Source organism: Gordonia lacunae (assembly GCF_002149015.1).
Lineage (GTDB): Bacteria > Actinomycetota > Actinomycetes > Mycobacteriales > Mycobacteriaceae > Gordonia > Gordonia lacunae.
Window position 1 is genome coordinate 1 of the sequence record NZ_NGFO01000087.1, and the last position, 889, is coordinate 889.

An 889-nucleotide genomic window follows, 5' to 3' on the forward strand; every position below is an offset into this window, starting at 1 on the left:
CTATGGGTACTGAGATGTTTCACTTCCCCACGTTCCCCCCACACAGCCTATACATTCAGCTGGTGGTAACACGACATCACTCGTGCTGGGTTTCCCCATTCGGACACCCTCGGATCACAGCTCGTTTGACAACTCCCCGAGGACTATCGCGGCCTACCACGTCCTTCATCGGCTCCTGGTACCAAGGCATCCACCGAACGCCCTTACACACTTACAACAACACCTACAAACAACCCCCACACCACAACCCCACAACAGGGCCGCACCGCGAGGACCGAATGTAGACATCACACACACACTCAAAACATTATCTGCTAAATCACAGACCAAGCACCCCAACAACGTTGGAGCATTGGTTTGAAATAAAGATGCTCGCATCCACTATGCACTTCTCAAACAACACACACCCACCACCGGCTCCGCGCTCCCACGACCATCACAGTCGCGATCACCACCCGAACCCGCATCATGAGCTWGGTCAGAGACAACACTCGCGTGTTCCCTCAGAACCCCGATAGCGTGACAATGAACCCGCCGGCCTCACAGCCGAACAGCGACCCCCGACCCGTCCACACATGCGGACACGGATGGGCCTGTCTGATGTTTCACCCTCGAACACACACACGCAGTCCCCACAGACGGAGAACATGAACGTGTGTCGTTGTGTGCTCCTTAGAAAGGAGGTGATCCAGCCGCACCTTCCGGTACGGCTACCTTGTTACGACTTCGTCCCAATCGCCGATCCCACCTTCGACAGCTCCCTCCCACAAGGGGTTAGGCCACCGGCTTCGGGTGTTACCGACTTTCATGACGTGACGGGCGGTGTGTACAAGGCCCGGGAACGTATTCACCGCAGCGTTGCTGATCTGCGATTACTAGCGACTCCGAC

2 rRNA genes are annotated in these 889 nt (G+C 56.5%); both read right to left on the bottom strand.

The window, feature by feature from the left end:
• Positions 1–217 (bottom strand): 23S ribosomal RNA (locus CA982_RS26240); the annotation flags it as partial.
• Between the two features lie 459 nt (positions 218–676).
• Positions 677–889 (bottom strand): 16S ribosomal RNA (locus CA982_RS26245); the annotation flags it as partial.